This is a genomic window from Maritimibacter fusiformis (genome assembly GCF_008086115.1).
Taxonomy (GTDB): Bacteria; Pseudomonadota; Alphaproteobacteria; order Rhodobacterales; family Rhodobacteraceae; genus Muriiphilus; species Muriiphilus fusiformis.
The window spans coordinates 1-18082 of the sequence record NZ_VSIY01000009.1 but is presented as its reverse complement, the minus strand read 5'-3'; the positions used below and the strand labels follow the sequence as shown (position 1 = coordinate 18082).

Here is an 18082-nt window from a genome sequence, read left to right as displayed (position 1 = left end):
CGGCCCCCGTTGCCGCGGCGTCAGTTGAACGGAGGACTTGAGACGTGAAGATCGGAGTTCCAAAGGAAGTGGAAGCCGGCGAGAACCGGGTCGCGATGACCCCGGAATCGGCCGGAATGCTGCAAAAGCTTGGCCATGAATGCCTGATCCAGGCGGGCGCAGGCGCGGCGGCCGGGTTTTCGGACGCGGATTACGAGGCCGCGGGCGTCAAGGTCGTCAAGACCGCCGCAAGCCTGTGGAAAGAGGCCGACGTGATCGCCAAGGTCCGCATCCCGACCGAAGCGGAACTCAAGCGCCTGACCAGGGACAAGACGCTGATCACCTTCTTCAACCCCGGCGGCAACGAGGCCGGGCTGGAACTGGCCAAGGAAAAGGGCGCCAACGTCATCGCCATGGAAATGGTGCCGCGCATCTCGCGCGCCCAGAAGATGGACGCGCTGTCGTCGATGGCCAATATCGCGGGCTACCGCGCGGTGATCGAGGCGGGCAACAACTTCGGCCGCTTCTTCACCGGGCAGGTGACGGCGGCGGGCAAGGTGCCGCCGGCCAAGGTCCTGGTGGTCGGCGCCGGTGTCGCGGGGCTGGCGGCCATCGGCACCTCGACCTCGCTGGGCGCGATCACCTACGCCTTCGACGTGCGCCCGGAAGTGGCCGAACAGGTCGAATCGATGGGCGCCGAGTTCGTCTATCTCGACTTCGAGGAAGAACAGACCGACGGGTCCGCCACCGGCGGCTATGCTTCGGTGTCCTCGCCCGAGTTCCGCGAGGCGCAACTGGCCAAGTTCCGCGAGCTTGCCCCCGAGATGGACATCGTCATCACCACCGCGCTCATTCCCAACCGCGAAGCGCCGGAATTGTGGACCGAGGACATGGTCGCGGCGATGAAGCCCGGCAGCGTGATCGTCGACCTGGCCGCCGAGAAGGGCGGCAACTGCAAGCTGACCGTGCCCGATGAGAAGATCGTGACCGACAACGGCGTCACCATCATCGGCTACACCGACTTTCCGTCGCGCATGGCCACCCAGGCCTCGACGCTCTATGCCAACAACGTGCGCCACATGCTCAGCGATCTGACCCCCGACAAGGACGGCAAGATCGTGCACAACATGGACGACGACGTGATCCGCGGCGCGACCGTGACCTACCAGGGCGAGATCACCTTTCCGCCGCCGCCACCCAAGGTGCAGGCCATCGCGGCCAAGCCCAGGGCCACCGAGGTCAAGACCCTGACCCCGGAAGAACGACGCGCCCAGGAAGTGGCCGCGTTCAAGGCCCAGACCCGGCGGCAGGTCAGCCTGCTGGCCATCGGCGGCCTCGCGATGCTCGGCGTCGGGCTGATCGCGCCGGCCAGCTTCATGCAGCATTTCATCGTCTTCGTGCTGGCGGTCTTCGTCGGCTTCCAAGTGATCTGGAACGTCAGCCACGCGCTGCACACGCCCTTGATGGCGGTCACCAACGCGATCTCGTCGATCATCATCGTCGGGGCGCTGTTGCAGATCGGATCGGGGGCGTCGCTGGTGATGATCCTGGCCGCGATCTCGGTGTTCATGGCCGGGATCAACATCTTCGGCGGCTTCCTCGTCACCCGGCGGATGCTCGCCATGTTCCAGAAATCATAAAGAGAGGGCAGGGCAATGGACTTCGGATTCACCACCGCCGCCTATATCGTCGCGGCCGTCCTCTTCATCCTCTCGCTCGGCGGGCTGTCGGGGCAGGAAAGCGCCAAGCGCGCGGTCTGGTATGGCATCGTCGGCATGGCGCTGGCGGTCTTCGCCACCCTGCTCGGCCCCGGCTCGGGCCTGTGGCCGGTGTCGCTGGTGCTGATCCTCGGCGGGGGCATGATCGGCACCTATATCGCCCGGCGCGTGCAGATGACCGAGATGCCGCAACTGGTCGCGGCCATGCACTCGCTGGTCGGCCTTGCCGCCGTCTTCGTGGGCTTCAACGCCGACCTCGAACTGACCCGCGTGCTGGGGATGGACGAGGTGGCGAGACAGGCGCTTGACGGTTTTGCCGCCACGGTCGCCAAGAAGGACGCGGTCGAGCAGTCGATCCTGCGGGTCGAGCTGTTTCTGGGCGTGTTCATCGGCGCGGTGACCTTCACCGGCTCGGTGATCGCCTTCGGCAAGCTCGCGGGCAAGCTCTCCTCCGCCGCGGTCAAGCTGCCGGGCGGTCACGCGCTGAACGCGGGCGCCGCGCTGGGCTCGCTGGTGCTGCTGATCATGTATCTCAACGGCTCCGGCATCTGGACGCTGATCCTGATGACGCTGCTTGCGTTCTTCATCGGCTATCACCTGATCATGGGCATCGGCGGCGCCGACATGCCGGTGGTGGTCTCGATGCTGAACTCCTACTCGGGCTGGGCCGCGGCGGCGATCGGGTTCTCGCTGGGCAATGATCTGTTGATCGTGGTCGGCGCGCTGGTCGGCTCGTCCGGTGCGATCCTGTCCTACATCATGTGCGTGGCGATGAACCGATCCTTCATCTCGGTGATCCTCGGCGGCTTCGGCGGCCCGCAGGGCGAGCAGATGGCGATCGAGGGCGAGCAGATCGCCATCGACGCCGATGGCGTGGCGGCCGCGCTGAACGACGCCGACAGCGTCATCATCGTGCCGGGCTACGGCATGGCGGTGGCCCAGGCGCAGAACGCGGTGGCGGACCTGACCAAGAAACTGCGCGCCAAGGGCAAGAACGTGCGCTTCGGCATCCACCCGGTCGCCGGCCGCCTGCCGGGGCACATGAACGTGCTGCTGGCCGAGGCCAAGGTGCCCTATGACATCGTGCTGGAGATGGATGAGATCAACGACGATTTCCCCTCGACCGACGTGGTGATCGTGATCGGCTCCAACGACATCGTGAACCCGGCCGCCCAGGAAGACCCGAACTCGCCGATCGCCGGCATGCCGGTGCTGGAGGTGTGGAAGGCCAAGCAGGTGTTCGTGTCCAAGCGCGGCCAGGGCACCGGCTACTCGGGCATCGAGAACCCGCTGTTCTACAAGGACAACACGCGGATGTTCTACGGCGACGCGAAGGCCTCGATGGACAGCCTGATCCCGCTTCTCGACTGAGACCTGCGATGAATGATTGAAAGGCCCCGCTGGCGACGGCGGGGCCTTTTTCATTGAGACCAGACCAGTCTGAATTCGATCAGTCGACCATCCTCAGAAAGCTTGGGAGCAACCTCCAAAACCTCAATCCTTCCCGAATGGACTGAAAGTTGGTTTCGCTTGGCCGCCTTGAGTGCCTTGATGAAGTCTGGGCAGTTCGAGCGTCGGAACACTGTCTCATATTTTAGGTTTAACATTTTCGTTCCTCATTCTGAATTCGCGTAGTCGCGTGGAAGTGTCATATCAACGGTCAAGCCCCCAGTGCAGCAGAAGTGACGCAGCTTCCTTTGCCCCGGATCGCTTGCGATCCGGTTCGCGCCCGACCCGCCCCCAGGGCGGGCGCGAAGTGCGCCCACCCTCGTGCCGGGCGCAAACCTCGGTTGCCTGTCCTGATCTGCGGTATCCCGCTGTCTTGATGACGTCACCCCTCGCGCCACGCCCCCGGCTCCAGCCCGTCCAGCGACCATGGCCCGATGCGCCAGCGCACCAGTCGCAGCGTCGGCAGGCCGATGGCCGCCGTCATGCGCCGGACCTGGCGGTTGCGGCCCTCGGTCAGGGTCAGTTCGATCCAGGCATCGGGCACGGTCTTGCGACTCCTGACCGGCGGGTCGCGCGGCCAGAGCGCGGGCGGGGCGATCAGGCGGGCGCGGGCGGGCCGGGTGGGGCCGTCTTTCAGCACGACACCGTCGCGAAGCGGGGCGAGGTCGGCCTCGTCCGGCGCGCCCTCGACCTGCACCAGGTAGGTTTTTTCCATCTTGTGGCGCGGCGAGGCGATGCGCGCCTGCAAGCGTCCGTCGTCGGTCAGAAGCACCAGCCCCTCGCTGTCGCGATCCAGCCGCCCCGCCGGGTAAACCCCTGGAATGTCGATGAAATCCGACAGCGTGGGGCGCGGCGTGGGGCTGCGTGTGTCGGTGAACTGGGTCAGCACGCCGTGGGGTTTGTTGAACAGGATCAGCCGGGTCATGCGACGGTTTAGCCCGGGGGGCAAAAAAAATGCACCCCTCGCGAAAAAACTCTTGATCGGCGACGCAACTTGTCCCAAATGCGCGATCAGGACGCCAACGCACGCGCCTCTGGCCACGCCTCCCGGCTCGCGTTTATGCAGCGACGGTAACGTCTCCTTGGAACCTTGGGGTTTTCCCCTGTCTGTTGGAGATGCAGATGACCCACGTTGCACACGGCGCCTTTGCGCTGTCTTCCCGCCTTGACGCCTTCGCCGCCACCGCCGTGGTCGACCGCCCGACGCTGGTGCTCGATATCGAGCGTGTATCCATGCAATACCGCGCCTTGAAAGCCGGGCTGGGCTTTGCGCGTATCCACTATGCGGTGAAGGCCAACCCGACCCGCGAAATCATCGAGCGGCTGGTGGCCGAGGGGTCTTGCTTCGATGCCGCCTCGCGCGGCGAGATCGAACTGTGCCTGTCGCAGGGTGCCGATGCGGCGCATATCTCGTTCGGCAACACCGTGAAGAAGGCCGGCGACATCGCCTTTGCCCACCAGGCCGGGGTGACGCTGTTCGCCGCCGACGCCGAGGAAGAGCTCGAGAAGATCGCCGACAACGCGCCCGGCGCCGAGGTCTATATCCGCGTGCTGGTGGAAAACTCCCAGGCCGACTGGCCGCTCAGCCGCAAGTTCGGCTGCCGCGCCACGATGGTGCCGGAGCTGTTCGACCGCGCCGTGGCGCTGGGCCTCCGCCCGGTGGGGCTGTCGTTCCATGTCGGCTCGCAGACCCGGCGGCCGGAGATGTGGGCGGGTGTGCTCGACCATGTCGCGGAAATCTGGCGCGGGCTGCAGGCGGCGGGGCACGAGCTGAGCGTGCTGAACATCGGCGGCGGCTTTCCGGCGTTCTACGGCGATGCGGTCGAGACGCCGACCCGCTATGGCGCGCAGGTGATGGACCTGGTGACCGAGCGTTTCGGCGCCGTGCCCCGCGTGATGGCCGAGCCGGGCCGGGGCATGGTTGCCGAGGCGGGCCTGATCCTTGCCGAGGCGGTGCTGGTGTCGAAGAAATCCGCCGACGACACGCACCGCTGGGTCTATCTCGACATCGGCCGCTTTTCGGGCCTGGCCGAGACCGAGGGCGAGGCGATCCGCTACCAGTTCACCACGCCGCGCGACCATGACGCGATGGGGCCGTGCATCCTGGCCGGGCCGTCCTGCGATTCCGCCGATGTGCTGTATGAAAAGCGCCCGGTGATGCTGCCGATGACGCTGAAGGCGGGCGACCGGGTGGTGATCCGCAACACCGGCGCCTACACCTCGGCCTATTCCTCGGTCGGGTTCAACGGCTTTCCGCCGCTCGACGTGATCGTGCTGTAGCGGTTTCGCCCGGGCGTTGCCCCGGGCGACCGACCGGGGAGGGCCAGCCCTCCCCGGACCCCTCCCGGAGTATTTCGCCAAGATGAAGGGCGACGGGGCGCGACATGGCGGCGCTGGCCGGGTGGCCGTGAATGCGCTATCGAGAGCGCAGGATCACGACCCGGGGCGCGGATGATGGCGCAGATTCAGGACCATGAGCTGCGCTATGCGCTGGCCAACGAGCTGCACGCGCGCCCGTTTCCGGCGCTGACGGTGCCGTGTTTCGCCGCCTTCCTGGCGATCAAGCGGCCCGAGGATGCCGCCGGGCGCGACCGGGCGGCGGACGTGGCGCACCTGGTCGATCTGCTGGACCGGTTCGGCGCGCCGCATCCCGGCCCCGGGGCCAACCATTATTCCGGCCAGCTGGGCAAGCACCGGCTGAAATGGGAGCAGCATACCGAGTTCGTCACTTACACGCTCTTTGGCGACGGCAATGCCGCGCGCCCGTTCGATCCGGCCATGTTCGACATCTTTCCCGAGGACTGGCTGGCCGAGGCGCCGGGGGTGCGCATCACCTCGGCGCTGATCCGGGTCGAGCGGATGGCGGATGACGACAGCATGCGCACCAAAATCGACGACTGGTTCGTGCCCGAGAGCCTGGCGGCGGCGCATGTGCTTGACCGGGCTGCGGTGGTGGCGGGGGATTTCCGCATCGACCCGGGCGGCCACATGCGCTTTGCCGTGTTCGCCGCCCCCGGCGTCACCGAGCGCCGGGTCGGGCGCATCGTGCAGCGCATCAGCGAGATCGAGACCTACAAGACCATGTCGATGCTGGGGCTGGCGCGGGCGCGGGCCGTGCAGGGCCGACTGGGGGTGATCGAGGGCGAATTGTCGGGGCTGGTCAGCGGCCTGTCGGGCGAGGGCCGGGCGCATGAGGCCGAGTTGGGCGAGCTGTTGCAGATCTCGGCAGAGCTTGAGACCCTGCACGCCCGCACCTCGTTTCGCTTCGGCGCGACCCGGGCCTATGAGGCGATCGTCACCGACCGCATCGCGGTGATGCGCGAGGAGCGTTGGGACGGGCGCCAGACCTTTCACGAGTTCATGATGCGCCGCTATGACCCGGCCATGCGCACGGTCAAGTCGGTCGAACGCCAGTTGGGCGACATGGCCGAACGGGCGATGCGCGCCAGCGACCTCTTGCGCACCCGGGTCGATGTCGAGCGGTCGGCGCAGAACCAGGCGCTGCTGGAAAGCATGGACCGGCGCGCGGATCTGCAGCTTCGCCTGCAGGAAACCGTCGAGGGCCTGTCGGTGGTGGCGATCAGCTATTACGCGGTGTCGCTTTTGGCCTACATGGCCGAGCCAGTGGCCACGCGGCTGGAGATCGACAAGGGCTGGACCAAGGCCGCCCTGGTGGTGCCGGTGGTGCTGGCGGTCTGGCTGATGGGTCGGGCGGTGCGGCGGCGGCTGATCCGCAAGTAGCCGGCCCGCGACCACCGGGCGCATGGAAAAGGGCTCCGGGCGGGGCCATTTCAGGACCAGTGACAGGAGACGATGCCATGCAGACCCCCAGATTTCCCAGCCCCCGGCCTGACCGGTTCGCCACGCCGAAACCGGGGCTGTGGCGGCGCACGCCACCGGCGATCTTTCCGCCGATCCTGGGTCTGACCGGCCTGTCGGTGGCCTGGCTGCGCGCCTCGGACGCCTTCGGCATCACGCCCGGGGCCGGGCAGGCGCTGATGGGGGCGGTGACGCTGCTGTATCTCTTTGCGCTGGTCGCCTACGGCACCAAGGTGGTGCGCCGCCCCGGCGTGGTGACCGAGGACCTCAAGGTGCTTCCGGGCCGCTCCGGTCTGGCGGCGATGACGATGAGCGCGATGCTGCTGACGCTGGCCGCCCTGGCCTTCTGGCCGGCGGCGGCGCCGGTCGTGCTGGGGATCGGGCTGGCCGGGCATGCGCTGATCCTGGCGCTGGTGATCCGGTTCCTGGTGACCGGCCCGGCCGAGGCGCGCACGGTCACGCCGGTGTTTCACCTGACCTTCGTGGGCTTCATCGTGGCCCCGATCGCGGGCGTAACGCTGGGCTGGGTGACGCTGTCGACCTCGATCTTCTGGGCCACGCTGGTGATGGCGCTGGCGATCTGGGGGGCCTCGGCCATGCAACTGGTGCGGCGCGAGGTGCCGGCACCCCTGCGCCCGCTTCTGGCCATTCACCTGGCCCCGGCGAGCCTTCTGGGCACCGTGGCGATGCTGTTGGGGCAGACCATGCTGGGGTTGGTGTTCGGCGTCGTGGCCATCGCGATCTTCGCGGCCCTCGTGGTCCGTGTGCGCTGGCTGACCGAGGCGGGGTTCAGCGCGCTCTGGGGCGCGTTCACCTTTCCGCTGGCGGCGTTTTCCTCGCTGATGATGGTGCTGGGCGCGGCCGGGCAGGGCGAGGCGTTCCGGGTGATCGGGGGCCTTGCGCTGGTGGCGGCGACGCTGATCATCCCGTGGATCGCGGTGAAGGTCGGGCAGCTTTGGGTCAAGGGGGTTCTGGCCGTCAAGACCAATGCGGCAGAGGCCTGATCAGGCGCGCGGCGGCAGCGCGGCCTGCGCCTTCTTGGTGAGGCTGGCGCGCACCAGGTCGTAGCTGCGCGAAAGCTGGTGGTGCAACTCGTCCGCCTCCGCATCGAACGGGATCATCACCCAGGAGCGGTGGAAATAGGGCGCCTTTTTCCCCGCCCCGACCTCGATCAGCATCTGCGCGGTTTCGACATCCGGGGTCTTGACCGACACCCCGTCCGAGACGCTGCCCATCGCCGCGAAGATCTTGCCGCCGACCTTCCAGATGTCATGCCCCGGCCCGAACGGCTCGGACCACTCGGCGCCGGGCAGGGCGCGGCAGAAATCGTTGACGACGGCGCGGCTCATGGCGACAGTCTGGCGGATGCAGAACGGTGATTCCAGCACGAATTGGGTCGCATTGCTGCGCGGCGTCAACGTGGGCGGCGTCGCGGTCGAAATGGCGGCGTTGCGCGGGCTGGCCGAAGGGCTGGGCTGGGGCGAGGTGAAAAGTTACATCGCCTCGGGCAACCTGGTGTTTCGCGCGGCAGGTCCGGCAGAGGGGCTGCGCGCGGCGCTGGAGGCGGCGCTGGCCGGGCGCTATGGCCGTGCCATCCCGGTTCTGATCCTGTCAGGCGAGGGTTTTCGCGCCGCGCTGGCCGCGCATCCGTTTCAGCCGGAGCGGGGCAACCAGAGCCACGTCTTTTTCTGCTGGGACGCCCCGGTGCTGGATCAGGCGCTTTTTCAGGCGCTGAGGGCGCCGGACGAAGACCTGCGCGTCACCGGCGGGCACGTGCATTTCCACGCGCCGGGCGGCATCGGGCGCTCGAAACTGGCCGAGCGGCTGGGCAAGGTCGTGACCGGAACCGAGATCACCGGCCGCAACCTCAACACCGTGCGCAAGCTGGCCGAAATGCTGGACGCGGGCGGGCAGACCGGCTAAACCCACGCCATGAAGACGATCGCCGCCATCATCTGCTGCATTATCTGCTGACATAGGCCGGGGTGCCCGGCCCATTGGCGGGCGTTCTTCTGTTTCCACTTTCCGACGAAGTTGCTAAGCCCGCCGCGAACCCGACGTGCGAGGACAACATGGTTGATATCAGGCTCTACAACACCGCCACACGGTCGAAAGAGGTGTTCACGCCGCTCGACCCCCGGAATGTGCGGATGTATGTCTGCGGCCCCACCGTCTATGACCGCGCGCACCTGGGCAATGCCCGGCCCGTGGTGGTGTTCGACGTGCTCTACCGGCTGCTGCGCCATGTCTACGGCGCCGAACACGTGACCTATGTGCGCAATTTCACCGACGTGGACGACAAGATCAACGCCACCGCCCTGGCGCGGCGCGAGGCCGGGGCGTCGGGCAGTCTCGAGGCGCTGGTGCATGAACGCTCGGACGAGACCATCGGCTGGTATCTCGCCGACATGGGCGCGCTGGGGGCGCTGGAGCCCGACCACATGCCGCGCGCGACCGAGTATATCGCGCCGATGGTGGCGATGATCGAGGAGCTGATCGCGGGCGGCCATGCCTACGAGGCCGAGGGCCACGTGCTGTTCGCGGTGGAGAGTTATGCCGATTACGGCAAGCTCTCGGGCCGTTCGGTCGACGACATGATCGCGGGCGCGCGGGTCGAGGTGGCGCCCTACAAGCGCAACCCGATGGACTTCGTGCTGTGGAAGCCCTCGGGCGACGAGGAACCGGGCTGGAACAGCCCCTGGGGACGCGGGCGGCCGGGCTGGCACATCGAATGCTCGGCGATGAGCCACGAGCTTCTGGGCGACAGTTTCGACATCCACGGCGGCGGCAACGATCTGCAGTTTCCGCACCACGAGAACGAGATCGCGCAGTCGAAATGCGCCCACCCGGAGGCGGACTTCGCCCGCTACTGGCTGCACAACGAGATGTTGCAGGTCGAGGGGCGCAAGATGTCGAAATCACTGGGGAACTTCTTCACCGTGCATGATCTGCTGGAAGGGGATGAAGTTCTCGGCAAGTTTTCGGGTTCTGAGATCCGAATGGCGTTTTTGCTATCGCATTATCGGGGCTTGATGGATTTCGGAGCCGCAAGGCGCAAAGAGGCGCGTGCTGTCGTGAATGAATTCGCGCGAATCCTCGGTGCCCAAGGTAGCGAAAAGCTCAGCGCGCTGCGCGCACTTGGTGATGAGCAACCGTCACCGGAACTCGCCTTTCCGGAAGTCGTTGAGGCTCTCTCGGATGACCTCGACACTGTGAAGGCGATTGGCCTTCTGAGACGCAGAGCACTCTACGACCGCTATCCGGCATCCAGTCGCACGGGCGACTTTCTCGAGCGTGTTTTCGCTACGCAGTGGCTCCTGGGCTTTGATCTGCGTCGAAGCGATGTCGCTGTGGACTCCGCGCGAGATGCGGATGCGCGTCGGGGTGTATTTGTCCGTTCTTTCGCTACTATGGATGAAATCGAGCGCGTTAAGGGCATGATTGAAGAAGCGCGCGCACAGAAAGACTATGCGCGTTCCGACCATTTGCGGGATGCACTCGTCGCTGCCGGGGCTGAAGTCCGTATTTCGAAAGACGGCGTCTCCGTCACCAGACTCGCCGGGTTCGATCCGAGCAAGTTAACGGGGATTAGATGAATCCGAAGCAACTCGAAACACAGGTTCGCCCCCGGCCCGAGGGTGGGGGCGATTTCGCCCCCGCCCTGGGGGGCGGGTCGGGGGCGAACCGGGCCGCGGGCGGCCCGGTCGAGAGATCGATCTGTTGTCTACGAGTGGGCAAATTCCCAAGACCGAGTGGGGGCGCTGCCCCCATCGTTCGGTTTGCGGGGCAAACCGAACGTCCCCCGGAGTATTTTGGCCAAGATGAAAGAGCGGTGTGATGACTGAACGCCTCTATCTCTACGACACCACCCTGCGCGACGGGCAGCAGACGCAAGGCGTGCAGTTCTCGACGCCGGAGAAGGTGGCGATTGCCGAAGCGCTCGACGGGTTGGGGATCGACTATATCGAGGGCGGCTGGCCCGGGGCCAATCCCACCGACAGCGAGTTCTTCGAGGCCCGGCCCGAGACCCGCGCGACCTTTGCCGCCTTCGGCATGACCAAGCGGGCCGGGCGCTCGGCGGCCAATGACGAGGTTCTGGCGGCGGTGATGAACGCGGGCACGCCCGCCGTCTGCCTCGTTGGCAAGACGCATGATTTCCATGTCACCACCGCGCTGGGCATCACGCTGGAGGAGAACCTCGAGAACATCCGCGCCTCGGTCGCGCATATGGTGGCGTCGGGCCGCGAGGCGCTGTTCGATGCCGAGCATTTCTTCGACGGCTACAAGGCCAACGCGCCCTATGCGCTGGACTGCGCGCTGGCGGCCTATCGGGCCGGCGCGCGCTGGGTGGTGCTGTGCGACACCAACGGCGGCACCCTGCCGGGCGAGATCCACGACATCACCCGCGCGGTGATCGAGGCGGGCATTCCCGGCGATCACATCGGCATCCACACCCACAACGACACCGGCAACGCGGTGGCGGGCAGCCTTGCCGCGGTCGATGCGGGTGCGCGGCAGGTGCAGGGGACGCTCAACGGCTTGGGTGAGCGCTGCGGCAATGCCAACCTGGTCAGCCTGATCCCGACGCTGCTGCTCAAGGAGCCGTATCGCTCCGCCTACGACATCGGCGTGGACAGGGCGGCGCTGACCTCGCTCACGCGGGTGTCGCGCCAGCTTGACGACATCCTGAACCGGGTGCCGGTGAAATCGGCGCCCTATGTCGGCGCCTCGGCCTTTGCCCACAAGGCCGGTCTGCACGCCAGCGCCATCCTGAAAGACCCCACCACCTATGAGCACATCGACCCGGCGCTGGTCGGCAATGCCCGCATCGTGCCGATGTCCAACCAGGCCGGGCAGTCGAACCTGCGCCAGCGCCTTGTCGAGGCCGGGATCGAGGTCGACAGGGCTGATCCCCGGCTGGGCGAGATCCTCGAGGAGGTGAAGCGGCGCGAGGATCAGGGCTATGCCTATGACGGGGCGCAGGCCTCGTTCGAGCTGGTGGCGCGGCGGATGCTGGGGCTGATGCCGGCGTTCTTCGAGGTCAAGCGCTACCGGGTCACGGTCGAGCGGCGCAAGAACAAGTATGACCGCATGGTCAGCCTGTCGGAGGCCGTGGTGGTGGTCAAGATCGGCGGCGCCAAGACGCTGTCGGTGTCGGAATCGATGGACGAGATCGGCGCGGATCGCGGCCCGGTCAACGCGCTGGCCAAGGCGCTGGGCAAGGATCTGGGCCCCTACCAGGACTGCATCGACGACATGCGGCTGGTCGATTTCAAGGTCCGCATCACCCAGGGCGGCACCGAGGCGGTGACCCGCGTGATCATCGACAGCGAGGACGGCGAGGGCCGGCAATGGTCGACCGTGGGGGTCAGCCCCAACATCGTCGACGCGAGCTTCGAATCACTTCTGGACGCGATCAACTGGAAGCTGGTGCGCGACGGGGTGGCGCCGGCATGAGCATTGCCGCCTGCGCCGAAATCGTGGCGGCGGGCGACCCGGACCGCTTTCGCGCCACCATGAGCGGGCCGGTTTCGGCACGCGAGAAACTGCTGCCGCTCTATGCCTTCAACCTCGAGGTGGCGCGCGCGCCCTGGGTGAGCCAGGAGCCGATGATCGCGCAGATGCGGCTTCAGTTCTGGCGCGACACGCTGGCGGGGATCGCGGGCGGCGGGCCGGTGCCGGCGCATGAGGTGGCGGCACCGCTGGCCGGCGCGCTGCACGGGGCGGGGCTGTCGCCGGACACGCTCGATCACATCGTGGTGGCGCGCTGGGCCGATGTGGCGCGCGAACCGTTCGAGACCGAGGCGGCGCTGTGGGACTATCTCGACGCGACCAATGGCGGGCTGATGTGGGCCGGTGTGGCGGCGCTGGGGGCTGACAAGGCGCTCGAGGCTCCGGCGCGGGCGCTGGGCCGGGCGCTGGGGCTGGCCAACTGGCTGATGGCGGTGGCGGAATTGCGCGCGCGGGGCTGGGCGGCCTGGCCGTCGGGCGACTACGCCGGGCTGATCGCGCGGGCGGGCGACGATCTTGCCACCGCGCGCGCGGCCCGGTTCGGCGCCGCCCTGCCAGCGGCCCGCAGCGCCTGGCGCGCGCCTGGTGTGCTGAACCGCGCGAGGGCGCATCCCGACTGGATCGGCACGCCCCGGCTGGCCGGCGCCGAGGCGGGCGCGCGGTTGCGGTTGATCGGGGTCAGCCTGCTGCGCCGCTGGTAGGCGCGCCGCGCCCCTCGGCCAGCCGCCTCAGCGCGGCGAGGTCGAAGGCGGCAAGCTGCTGGTGTTCGCTGGTCACCAGCATCAGATGCTCGGACGGGTCGATGTCGATGCCCTTCGGCCCGCCTTCCTGCGGGTTGTAATGCCCGGCGGCAAAGGTGGCCTCGTCCATCACCCGGAAACTGGCCAAGGGTGCGCGCTCGCCCTGCCAGCGCGCCTCGGGGTCGCGGTAGAGGTGCACCAGCGGCGCGCCCGCATCGGCCACCATCAGCGCCCGGCCGTTGTCGAAGAACCGAAGCCCGTGCGGATAGCCCGCACCGGTCAGCCGCCCGCAGGGTTCGGCCTCGGGGGTGAGGCTGTCGGCGGAGGGATAGAGGCGCACCGCGTGTTCGTTGTGGTTCGAGATCGCGACCCGCCCGGTGGCACGGCAGACCGAGACTCCATCGGGAATGGCCAGCCCCGCCTCGAGCACGATGCGCCCGCCGCGCCGGATATGAAGGCCGAAGCGGTGCTGCATGGATTGCAGGGTCATGGCGTGGCGGTAGTTGAGGCAGGCCAGAAGGTCGTAGCGCCCCGGCCCGCGCCCGATCACCGCGATCGAGCCGGGGGTCTTCATCGGCTCGCCCCGGACGGCGCGGCGAATGTTGGCGCGCATCGGCGCGGTGTGGCGGCGGCCGTCGAAGGCGGTGTCGGGCAGGGAATGGACGCTCAGCCGGCCCTTGCGGTTGGCGATGGCGATGGTGCGCGCGTCGATGAAATCGACACCGTGCGGATGGTTCATGCGGGGGTGGGACAGCCACGCCATGCCGTCGAGATGCAGCTTGCCGGGGCCGGTGCCGGCGACCCGGAACACCGCGATGGACTGCGCCGCATAGCCCGCCACCAACAAAAGCCGCCCGTCCGGCGAAAAGCGGCAATCCTCGGTGCGGCCGAGGTCGGGCAGGCCGCCGGTGTCGGCGCCGGTGAAGGCGAGCCTGGCCGCGTGGTCGGAAACGTCGATACTGGTCAAGATGTGCACCCCCCGGTTTACCGGGGCAGCGTAACAGATTTCAAAGCCGTGCCAATCCCTTGCGCGGGCTCAGGTGTCCGCGTCCTGCGGGCGCATCACCAGCCAGATCAGCGCCGCCCCGGCCAGCGCCAGAAGCGGCACCATCGCGAGGTTGACCGCCGTCCAGCCGTCCTGCGCCGTGCCGCCCGAGCAGTTCATCAGCCCGCCCGAGGCCAGCGACGCCACGGTCACGCCGCCGAACACGATCATGTCGTTCATGCCCTGGATGCGGCCGCGCTCATGCGCCTCGTGGGCGCCGGCCAGCATCGAGGTGGCGCCGATGAAGCCGAAGTTCCAGCCGACCCCCAGCAGGATCAGCGCGATGAAGAAGTTCTCGAGCTCGACACCTTGCAGCGCCACAACGCCCGCGCCGCCGAGAATCATCAGCCCGGCGGCCATGATCTTGCGCGCGCCGAAGCGCGCGATCAGGTGGCCGGTGAAGAAGCTGGGGATGAACATCGCCAGCACATGCGCCGAGACGATATCGGCGGCGGTCGACTGCTCGAAGCCGCAGCCGACCACGGCAAGCGGCGTCGAGGTCATCACCAGGTTCATCAGCGAATAGCTGACCATCGCGACGATCACCGCCACCGCGATGGTGGGGGTGGTCAGAAGCTCCCACACCGAGCGCCCGCGCGGCGCGTCGACATGGGGTTTCGGCGGTTTCGGAATGTCGATGCCGAGAAACAGCAGCGACCCGATCACGTTGATCGCGATCACCGTGAGGTAGGCACCCAGGAACGGCACCACCATCGCATCGGAGGTGACCTTGACCAGTTGCGGGCCGATGATCGCCGAGGCCAGACCGCCCGCCATCACGTAGGAAATCGCCTTGGGCCGGAAATCGTCCGATGCCGTGTCGGCGGCGGCAAAGCGGTAGAACCCCTGCGCCGACTGGTAGAACCCGGTGAAGAACGAGCCGACCAGGAACAGCCCGAAACTGGCCTGCATCAGCGCATAGGCCCCGATGATCGCGCCCAGCGTGCCGCCGGCGGTGCCGACCCAGAAACCGGCGCGGCGGCCATAGGTCTGCATGATCCACGACATCGGGTTGGCCATCAGCATCGTCGCCACCACGATCAGCGAGATCGGCAGAGTCGCGAAACACAGGTTCGACGCCAGCGACTGCCCGGCCAGCCCGCCAATGGTGTAGATCATCGGCATCTGCGCGCCCAGGAACGCCTGTGCGAGCACCAGAATGGCGACGTTGCGCCTGGCTTTGCGGTCGTCGATGGGGGTGGACATATCGCTCATCGGGAATGCGTATCGCCGGGCGCGGGGAAAGGGAAGGCCAATTCCGCCCCTAGTCGACCCGGTCGATCAGATGCGCGAAGGAACCGAAAACGCGCCCCGTCGTCAGCCCCATCGGGGCCAGCGCGGCGCCCTCGGCATCGGTGGCGGCAAACAGCGGCTGGCCTTGTTCGTGCGTCACCGTGGCATAGTGGAACTCATGCGCGGCCCAACGGCCCCTGAGCGGCCCGGCGGTGGCGGTGACATGGCGATAGCCCAGGTGCAGGCTGCGGGTGGCGAAACTGGTCTCGAGGTCGACCAGCCCCAGCATCTCGTGGCGCGCGCCCGCGGCATCGACAAGCCCGCGCCCCAGCACCATGTAGCCGCCGCATTCGCCAAACACGGGACAGGTCGCCGCAACCATCCCGGCCCGGAAGGTGGCGGCGGCGGCCAGGGTGCCTGCGTGCAGCTCGGGGTAGCCGCCGGGCAGGAAGATGAAATCGGCGTCCGGGTCCGGGGCCTCGTCGGCCAGCGGCGAGAACGCCACGATCTCGGCCCCGCCCGCGCGCCAGTCGTCCAGCATGTGCGGATAGGCAAAGGCAAAGGCGCGGTCGCACGCGACGGCGATGCGCTGGCCCGGCGGGGCAAGGTGCGGCGCTTGCGGCGCATCGGGCAGGGGTGCAGCCAGCGCCGTGAGCGCGTCGAGGTCGATGGAAGCGGCGACTTCACCCGCGACCTGATCGAGCCAGGTGTCGAGGTCCGCCCGCTCGCCCGCCTGCACCAGGCCGAGGTGGCGCGACGGGTGCTGCAACCGGGCCAGCCGCGGCAGCGCGCCGATGACCGGCAGGCCCAGCGGCTCCAGCGCCCGGCGCAACATTGCCTCGTGGCGCGGGCTGCCGATGCGGTTCAGGATCACCCCGGCGATGCGCACCGCCGGATCGTGCCCGGCAAAACCCGCGACCAGCGCCGCGACGCTGTGGGCCATGCGCGCGCAATCGACAACCAGCAGCACCGGCAGGCCAAGCTGTCGCGCCAGATCGGCGGTCGCGCCCCTGCCATCGGGCGGCGCGCCGTCAAAGAGGCCCATCGCCCCCTCGATCAGCACAAGGCCGGGTCCGGCGGCCAGGGCCGCGATGCGCGCGGGCGACATCGCCCAGGCATCGAGGTTGGGGCAGGGCGCGCCGCAGGCGGCCTCGTGAAAGCGCGGGTCGATGTAGTCGGGGCCGGACTTGGCCCCCCGAACCGCGTCGCCGCGCCGGGCAAGCGCGCGCAAAAGCCCCAGCGTCAGCGTGGTCTTGCCGCTGCCCGAGGACGGCGCGGCCAGGATCAGCCCCCGGCTCACGCCTCCCCCGTGCCCAGCGGATCGGTGTCGCGCAGGGGGCGCCCGGCCACCAGCCGCTGCCAGTCGAGCGCCTGGCGCAGCTTCACGGCCTGCCCGACGCAGACGATGGCGGGGGCGGCGATGCCGGCGGCTTCGGCCTCGGCGGCGCAGGTGCCCAGCGTGGTCTCCAGCACCCGCTCGCCCGGCATCGTGGCCGAGGCGACGATGGCCACGGGCTCGGCTGGGTCGCGCCCGGCGGCGATCAGCCTGCCCGCGATCTCGGCCAGATTGCGCATGCCCATGTAGATCACGATCACCGGGCTACCGCGTGCGATGGCGCCCCAGTCGAGCCGGGGGGCAAGGCCCTCGGTGTCGTGGCCGGTGACGAAGGTCACGGCCTGGTTGACGCTGGCATGGGTGACCGGGATGCCGGCATGGGCCAGCCCGCCGATGCCCGCCGAAATGCCCGGCACGATGCGAAACGGAACCCCGGCCCGGGCCAGCGCCTGCGCTTCCTCGCCGCCGCGCCCGAACACGAAGGGATCGCCGCCCTTGAGCCGCAGCACCCGGCGGCCCGCGCGCGCCAGCCCGACCAGGCGCGCGGAAATCTCGGCCTGTGTCGGCGAAGCCACGCCGCCGCGCTTGCCCATCGCGATCCGCTCGGCTCCCGGCGCGACCCAGTCCAGCAGCCGCGCGTCGATCAGCGCGTCATGCACGATGGTATCGGCCTGCCTCAGCGCATTCAGCCCATGCAGCGTCAAAAGCCCCGGATCGCCCGGCCCCGCCCCGACCAGCCAGACCCATCCGGGCAGCATCTCGGGCCAGTCGAAAAGGGGAAGGGAATCGGGCATGGCACGGTTATACCCCGGCGCGCGGCCGGGGAAAGAGGCAAGCCGACCGCCCCGCGCGGGGGTTTCCCGGCAGGGTGTCTGGCTCTCGGTCGCTCACATACTCACAAGGGGTAAAGTGGCGGGCCCGCCTTGGGGCAAGTGTTCCTTCGCCGGGCGCAGAGCCTCGCCTGCACCTTCATCAGGTGGTCTTAGGTGTCCCGGCTGCCGCTCCCCCGGGGTGTCAGCCCGGGTTTGAGACACGGATACCACTTTCGTGCACGGGAAGCGTTATCGCAGGAAAGGATTAACGGGCATGAAACCATGCGTGCGATACTTCATCTTGGAATCAATACTCCACGGGGGTCCGGGGGTGTGAAACCCCCGGCCCGGGCTGGGAGCTTTGCCCCCAGCCCCCAGAGTATTTCGACCAGGGTCTATTCCAGCTGAGTGTTCCTGAGAGCATGTTAAGGTGCTCTTAT

15 protein-coding genes are annotated in these 18082 nt (G+C 68.0%); 9 read left to right on the top strand and 6 right to left on the bottom strand.

Features of this window, described 5'->3' with window-relative positions; all coding sequences use genetic code 11:
- The first annotated feature begins 44 nt into the window (after positions 1 to 44).
- The gene (locus FVF75_RS10675) at positions 45 to 1619 is read left to right on the top strand and encodes a Re/Si-specific NAD(P)(+) transhydrogenase subunit alpha (RefSeq protein WP_148377971.1); all 1575 of its coding nucleotides are present in this window, start codon (positions 45 to 47) and stop codon (positions 1617 to 1619) included.
- A gap of 15 nt (positions 1620 to 1634) precedes the next feature.
- Positions 1635 to 3068 (top strand): NAD(P)(+) transhydrogenase (Re/Si-specific) subunit beta, encoded by a 1434-nt coding sequence (locus FVF75_RS10670; protein WP_148377970.1) that lies wholly within the window; start codon positions 1635 to 1637, stop codon positions 3066 to 3068.
- A 460-nt stretch (positions 3069 to 3528) separates the two neighbouring features.
- Here the strand turns inward: FVF75_RS10670 and FVF75_RS10665 are convergent, their stop codons facing one another.
- On the bottom strand, positions 3529 to 4071 hold the full coding sequence (locus FVF75_RS10665) for a pseudouridine synthase (RefSeq protein ID WP_148377969.1): 543 nt from the start codon (positions 4069 to 4071) through the stop codon (positions 3529 to 3531).
- A 191-nt stretch (positions 4072 to 4262) separates the two neighbouring features.
- On the opposite strand from FVF75_RS10665, the gene FVF75_RS10660 reads away from it, so the two are divergent.
- The 3 genes from FVF75_RS10660 (at position 4263) to FVF75_RS10650 (ending at position 7969) form a co-directional block, all read left to right on the top strand.
- Entirely contained in the window at positions 4263 to 5426 is a 1164-nt protein-coding gene (locus FVF75_RS10660; RefSeq protein ID WP_425463230.1) for a type III PLP-dependent enzyme, read from the top strand.
- Positions 5427 to 5600: 174 nt separating this feature from the next.
- Entirely contained in the window at positions 5601 to 6887 is a 1287-nt protein-coding gene (locus FVF75_RS10655; protein WP_148377967.1) for a DUF3422 family protein, read from the top strand.
- A 77-nt stretch (positions 6888 to 6964) separates the two neighbouring features.
- A complete protein-coding gene (locus tag FVF75_RS10650; RefSeq protein WP_148377966.1) occupies positions 6965 to 7969 on the top strand; it encodes a TDT family transporter in 1005 nt (334 codons plus the stop codon).
- Here the strand turns inward: FVF75_RS10650 and FVF75_RS10645 are convergent, their stop codons facing one another.
- Positions 7970 to 8314, bottom strand: a complete 345-nt coding sequence (locus tag FVF75_RS10645) for an MmcQ/YjbR family DNA-binding protein (RefSeq protein ID WP_148377965.1) — start codon at positions 8312 to 8314, stop codon at positions 7970 to 7972.
- Between FVF75_RS10645 and FVF75_RS10640 the strand changes: the two genes are divergently transcribed.
- The 4 genes from FVF75_RS10640 (at position 8313) to FVF75_RS10625 (ending at position 13177) form a co-directional block, all read left to right on the top strand.
- Complete coding sequence (locus FVF75_RS10640) at positions 8313 to 8888, top strand: DUF1697 domain-containing protein (protein WP_187393048.1); 576 nt, start codon at positions 8313 to 8315, stop codon at positions 8886 to 8888. The two genes, FVF75_RS10645 and FVF75_RS10640, sit on opposite strands and share 2 nt — an antisense overlap.
- A 149-nt stretch (positions 8889 to 9037) precedes the next feature.
- Positions 9038 to 10561, top strand: coding sequence for a cysteine--tRNA ligase (cysS, locus tag FVF75_RS10635; RefSeq protein ID WP_148377963.1), 1524 nt, complete (start codon positions 9038 to 9040; stop codon positions 10559 to 10561).
- A 241-nt stretch (positions 10562 to 10802) separates the two neighbouring features.
- Positions 10803 to 12422 carry a citramalate synthase gene (gene cimA / locus FVF75_RS10630; RefSeq protein ID WP_148377962.1) on the top strand — a complete coding sequence of 540 codons (1620 nt, stop codon included), beginning with the start codon at positions 10803 to 10805 and terminating at the stop codon, positions 12420 to 12422.
- Positions 12419 to 13177, top strand: a complete 759-nt coding sequence (locus tag FVF75_RS10625; protein WP_187393047.1) for a squalene/phytoene synthase family protein — start codon at positions 12419 to 12421, stop codon at positions 13175 to 13177. The genes cimA and FVF75_RS10625 overlap by 4 nt, the downstream gene beginning before the upstream one ends.
- Here FVF75_RS10625 and FVF75_RS10620 read toward each other — a convergent pair.
- The 4 genes from FVF75_RS10620 to cobA all read right to left on the bottom strand — a co-directional run bounded on the left by FVF75_RS10620 (position 13155) and on the right by cobA (position 17624).
- A complete protein-coding gene (locus FVF75_RS10620) occupies positions 13155 to 14183 on the bottom strand; it encodes a YncE family protein (RefSeq protein ID WP_148377960.1) in 1029 nt (342 codons plus the stop codon). The genes FVF75_RS10625 and FVF75_RS10620 overlap by 23 nt on opposite strands.
- 69 nt (positions 14184 to 14252) lie before the next feature.
- Positions 14253 to 15476 (bottom strand): MFS transporter, encoded by a 1224-nt coding sequence (locus FVF75_RS10615; protein ID WP_148377959.1) that lies wholly within the window; start codon positions 15474 to 15476, stop codon positions 14253 to 14255.
- 49 nt (positions 15477 to 15525) lie between these two features.
- Positions 15526 to 16794 (bottom strand): cobyrinic acid a,c-diamide synthase CobB, encoded by a 1269-nt coding sequence (locus tag FVF75_RS10610; RefSeq protein ID WP_148377958.1) that lies wholly within the window; start codon positions 16792 to 16794, stop codon positions 15526 to 15528.
- The gene (gene cobA / locus FVF75_RS10605; protein ID WP_148377957.1) at positions 16791 to 17624 is read right to left on the bottom strand and encodes a uroporphyrinogen-III C-methyltransferase; all 834 of its coding nucleotides are present in this window, start codon (positions 17622 to 17624) and stop codon (positions 16791 to 16793) included. Before cobA ends, FVF75_RS10610 begins: the two co-directional genes overlap by 4 nt.
- Positions 17625 to 18082 lie beyond the last annotated feature (458 nt).